Here is a 5,108-nt window from a genome sequence, read left to right as displayed (position 1 = left end):
GCCCGACAAAGGTCGCCCGGTCGCCGACCTACGCCAGCAACTGACCCCCGAAAACTGGGGCTAGTGGCTTGGGGCGTTCCGAGTGGTGCAGGGCATTCTGCAGATGCCGCGTTTTAAGATCGAGGCGAAGTACGACCTGAAGCCGCCGCTAAGTGCGCTGGGGATGGGCGTCGCGTTTGATCCTGACCGCGCCGACTTCAGCCGCATCGCCGAGGTCGCACCTGAGCGGCTGTTCATCCAGAAGGCGATTCAGAAGGCGGTGGTGGAGGTGGACGAGGAGGGCACCAAAGCCGCGGCGGCGACGGGAGTCACCATAGGCTTGACCTCCGTGCCTGTAGACCAATTCAACCTCGTTGCAGACCGCCCGTTCCTGTTTGCGATTGTGCATCAGCCGACGGGCGCAGTGCTGTTTCTGGGCGTTGTGCGGCAGCCCGGAGCGTAGGGTCGACGCCCTTTTTGTGCCGACGCCCCGCGAATCGGGGGAAATTCGGGGTGAATTTGCCCCGATTCGGGCTTAAACCCTTGACAACGCTGTCGCGGGCATGGTATTATATAGCCCGCCTCAAAGCAAGGGTCTTTGGGGCGGAAGTGATACCTTGAGATCCCAGAACCTGCGTGCGGAAGGGCGATGCCCTTGACAAACGCGCCTGGGATGTGGTATAATCCGACTCGCCGACAAAATGCCGTAAGGCGTGTTGGCGTGTGCGCTTGCTGCAAGGGCGGCAAGCGGTGATTGAACCTTGAAAACCGGGCAGGTAAGAACGCTTTGCGAGGCCAGTCACCTTGGAAAACGAGCCTGCGTAAGCAGGAATCGCGTTTTCTGACGGAGAGTTTGATCCTGGCTCAGGGCGAACGCTGGCGGCGTGCCTTAGACATGCAAGTCGAGCGGTAGGCGTCCTTCGGGGCGCCGAGAGCGGCGAACGGCGGAGTAACACGTGGGTAACCTGCCCCGAAGACTGGGACAACCCGGGGAAACTCGGGCTAATACCGGATGTGGATGCGCGGGCTTCGGCTTGGGCATCTAAATGGGTTTCCGCTTCGGGATGGGCCCGCGGCCTATCAGGTTGTTGGTGAGGTAACGGCTCACCAAGCCGACGACGGGTAGCCGGTCTGAGAGGATGATCGGCCCGAGGGGCACTGAGACACGGGCCCCACTCCTACGGGAGGCAGCAGTCGGGAATTTTGGGCAATGGGCGCAAGCCTGACCCAGCGACGCCGCGTGGAGGACGAAGCCCTTCGGGGTGTAAACTCCTTTTAGTGGGGACGAACGCAGACGGTACCCACAGAAAAAGCCCCGGCTAACTACGTGCCAGCAGCCGCGGTAATACGTAGGGGGCGAGCGTTGCCCGAATTTACTGGGCGTAAAGCGCACGTAGGCGGCTTCGTAAGTCTGGTGTGAAATCTCACGGCTCAACCGGGAGGCTGCACCAGATACTGCGAAGCTCGAGGACGGGAGAGGAGATCGGAATTCCCGGTGTAGCGGTGAAATGCATTGATATCGGGAGGAACACCAGTGGCGAAGGCGGATCTCTGGCCCGTTGCTGACGCTGAGGTGCGAAAGCTGGGGGAGCGAAAGGGATTAGATACCCCTGTAGTCCCAGCCCTAAACGATGGGCGCTAGGTGTTGGGGGATTAACCCTCGGCGCCGTAGCTAACGCATTAAGCGCCCCGCCTGGGGAGTACGGCCGCAAGGTTGAAACTCAAAGGAATTGACGGGGGCCCGCACAAGCGGTGGAGCATGTGGATTAATTCGATACAAACCGAAGAACCTTACCTGGGCTTGACATCCACGAGCAACGCCTTAGAAATAGGGCGCCTCGGTGGGGAAACCCACCGACCCGTGGACACCGGTTGCATGGCTGTCGTCAGCTCGTGCCGTGAGGTGTTGGGTTAAGTCCCGCAACGAGCGCAACCCTTGTCCTCTGTTGCCAGCGGGTTATGCCGGGCACTCTGAGGAGACTGCCGTGGTCAACACGGAGGAAGGTGGGGACGACGTCAAGTCAGCATGGCGGTTACGTCCAGGGCGTCACACATGCTACAATGGGTGGTACAAAGGGCAGCCAACGCGCGAGCGGGAGCGAATCCCAAAAAACCACCCTCAGTTGGGATCGCAGTCTGCAACTCGACTGCGTGAACGCGGAATCGCTAGTAACGGCGGGTCAGCCATACCGCCGTGAATACGTTCCCGGGCCTTGTACACACCGCCCGTCAAGTCACCCGAGTCGGTTGCACCCGAAGTCGGTCGCCTAACCCGCACGGGAGGGAGCCGCCGAAGGTGTGGCTGGTAAGGGGGACTAAGTCGTAACAAGGTAGCCGTACCGGAAGGTGCGGCTGGATCACCTCCTTTAACGGAAGCAACTCTCTACGGCGCGCAAAGCACTACCTGCTCGGTTTTGAGGGAGCCACATACGGGCGCGTAGCTCAGTCGGTTAGAGCGCACCCCTGATAAGGGTGAGGTCATTGGTTCGAATCCAATCGCGCCCACCAGTGGGGGCGTAGCTCAGCGGGAGAGCACCTGCTTTGCACGCAGGGGGTCACCGGTTCAAATCCGGTCGCCTCCACCAAACCTAACCTTCAGCGCCTCACGGGGCGCTGAAGGTTGGGCTGATGAGGCGCCCACTCACGGGCAACGGACCCAACGATTTCCACTTTGACAACTGGACTGGAGTCATCGAGAAGCGCGCCAAAGTAGGCAAGCTACTAAGGGCGCACGGCGGATGCCTAGGAGCAAGGAGCCGATGAAGGGCGTGGTAAGCTGCGATAAGCTGCGAGGAGCCGCAAACAGGCGTTGATCCGCAGATCCCCGAATGGGAGAACCCGGCCACCGGATGGGTGGTCACCCACCGCTGAACCCATAGGCGGTGTGGAGGGAACCTGGGGAACTGAAACATCTCAGTACCCAGAGGAAGAGAAATCGAACGAGATTCCCTCAGTAGCGGCGAGCGAACGGGGAAGAGCCTAAACCAACTGGGCGTGCCCAGTTGGGGTCGTGGGACCGACATCCGAGTACGCCTTCCGCTTAGCAGAAGTGTCTGGAAAGGCACGCCATAGCGGGTGACAGCCCCGTATGCGAAAAGTGGAACGCCTCGTCGGCATCCCGAGTAGCACGGGATAAGTGGAACCCTGTGCGAATCTGCCCGGACCACCGGGTAAGGCTAAATACTCCTTGCTACCGATAGCGCAACCAGTACCGTGAGGGAACGGTGAAAAGCACCCCGGCGAGGGGAGTGAAAGAGAACCTGAAACCGTGCGCTTACAAGCAGTCGGAGGACTATACCCCTCTGGGGGACAGTCTGACGGCGTGCCTTTTGCAGAATGAGCCGGCGAGTTGTGCTCAGCGGCAAGGTTAAGCGTCTCAGACGCGGAGCCGTAGCGAAAGCGAGTCCACACAGGGCGACCCAGTCGCTGGGTGCAGACCCGAAACCGCGCGATCTAACCCTGGTCAGGCTGAAGCCGTGGTAACACACGGTGGAGGGCCGAACTGGTGACCGTTGAAAAGGTCTCGGAGGAACTGGGGTTAGTGTGGTGAAATGCCAATCGAGCGCGGAGATAGCTGGTTCTCCCCGAAATGCATTGAGGTGCAGCCTCACGCGCTATGCTATGCAGGTAGAGCCACTGGATGGGCTAGGGGCCCTACCAGGTTACCGAACCCAACCAAACTCCGAATGGCATAGCAGGAAGCGTGGGAGTGAGACAGCGACGGATGAGCGCCGTTGTCAAAAGGGCAATAGCCCAGATCGCCCGCTAAGGTCCCTAAACACAGGCTAAGTGTTAAAGGATGTAGGGTCGCGTAAACAACCAGGAGGTTGGCTTAGAAGCAGCCATCCTTTAAACAGTGCGTAACAGCTGACTGGTCGAATGTGACCCTGCGCCGATAATGTAAGGGGGCTCAAGCCTGTTACCGAAGCGGCGGGTTCCCGCAAGGGAGCGGTAGGGGAGCGTTCTGCTCGCAGTGAAGGTGGAGCGGAAGCACCACTGGAGCGTGCAGAAGTGAGAATGCCGGCACGAGTAGCGAGAAGACGGGTGAGAATCCCGTCCGCCGAAAGCCTAAGGGTTCTTCAGGCAGGTTCGTCCGCTGAAGGTTAGGCGGTCCTAAGTCGAGGGCGAAAAGCCGTAGGCGAAGGGCAGTGGGTCAACATTCCCACCCCAGGTGGTGGAGCCAAGCGGTGACGCTTCAGAATCGGTCGGGCGCAGAGTTGGAAGGCTGCGCTCGCCCCAGCGGCAACTCTGGGGCGACGAAGGGATCCTCACGGTGAACGAAGCGACTGTGACTGGAGCCGAGAAAACCCGTGTAGCGTTGAAACCACCTGACCGTACCGCAAACCGACACAGGTAGGCGAGGCGAGGAGCCTCAGGCGCGCGAGAGAAGTCCCGCTAAGGAACTCGGCAAATTGACCCCGTAACTTCGGGAGAAGGGGTGCCTCGAAAGAGGTCGCAGCAAAGCGGGCCCGGCGACTGTTTACCAAAAACACAGCTCTCTGCGAAGGGGAAACCCGATGTATAGGGGGCGACGCTTGGCCAATGCCCGTAGGTTAAGGGGAGGGGTCAGCCGCAAGGTGCAGCCCTGAACTGAAGCCCGGGTGAATGCCGGCCGTAACTCTAACGGTCCTATGGTGACTTCGCTGCCCCCCTCATGGGTAACCATGAGGAGCGCACCCAGCTATATGCTGGAAACTCCGAGTATCCAGCGGTACTCGCAGGAGACTCTCTACTATCGGAGAACTTAATCCCTGTGAGTAACAATCCGTCTGGTGCGGACAACCAGCAGGAAAGGCTGATTCGACTCGGTTGGGTCGTCGGCTTTGTGGACGGAGAAGGATGCTTCTCAATAGGGTTTATCCAACAGCCCAAGCGAGAACATCGCTCTGGCTACAAAGTCGGAATACAGGTGTTCCACGAGTTCGCCGTAACTCAAGGTGAGCGTAGCTTAGAAGCCCTGCGGCAACTCAACCAATTCTTCGGCGTGGGTCAGATTGTCATCAACCGACGCCAAGATAATCACAAGGAACACCTCTACCGCTATGTTGTACGCCGACGCAGTGAGCTTCTTGAAGTGATTATTCCGTTTTTCAGAACTTATCCCCTCCAAACTGCAAAACGGGAAGACT

The 5,108-nt window shown here is 59.4% G+C and carries 2 protein-coding genes, 2 tRNA genes and 2 rRNA genes; all 6 read left to right on the top strand.

Annotation, left to right across the window (positions count from 1 at the left end; genetic code table 11):
* The first annotated feature begins 82 nt into the window (after positions 1-82).
* Positions 83-442: a serpin family protein gene (locus tag NW858_RS07550; RefSeq protein WP_414520219.1), complete on the top strand. Its 360-nt coding sequence runs from the start codon at positions 83-85 to the stop codon at positions 440-442.
* Positions 443-820: 378 nt separating this feature from the next.
* Positions 821-2,347 (top strand): 16S ribosomal RNA (locus NW858_RS07545).
* 63 nt (positions 2,348-2,410) lie between these two features.
* Positions 2,411-2,487 (top strand) — tRNA-Ile (locus tag NW858_RS07540).
* Between the two features lie 2 nt (positions 2,488-2,489).
* Positions 2,490-2,564: transfer RNA gene (locus NW858_RS07535), tRNA-Ala, on the top strand.
* Between the two features lie 126 nt (positions 2,565-2,690).
* Positions 2,691-4,843: ribosomal RNA gene (locus tag NW858_RS07530) — 23S ribosomal RNA — on the top strand.
* Together the 16S and 23S rRNA genes with 2 tRNA genes alongside form the textbook arrangement of a ribosomal RNA operon.
* A partial coding sequence (locus NW858_RS07525) for an LAGLIDADG family homing endonuclease (protein ID WP_414520220.1) occupies positions 4,829-5,108 on the top strand: 280 nt, incomplete at its 3' end. The genes NW858_RS07530 and NW858_RS07525, both read left to right, overlap by 15 nt.

The organism is Synechococcus sp. H55.10 (assembly GCF_047502715.1).
GTDB lineage: Bacteria > Cyanobacteriota > Cyanobacteriia > Thermostichales > Thermostichaceae > Thermostichus.
This window is presented reverse-complemented; position numbering and strand designations above follow the sequence as displayed.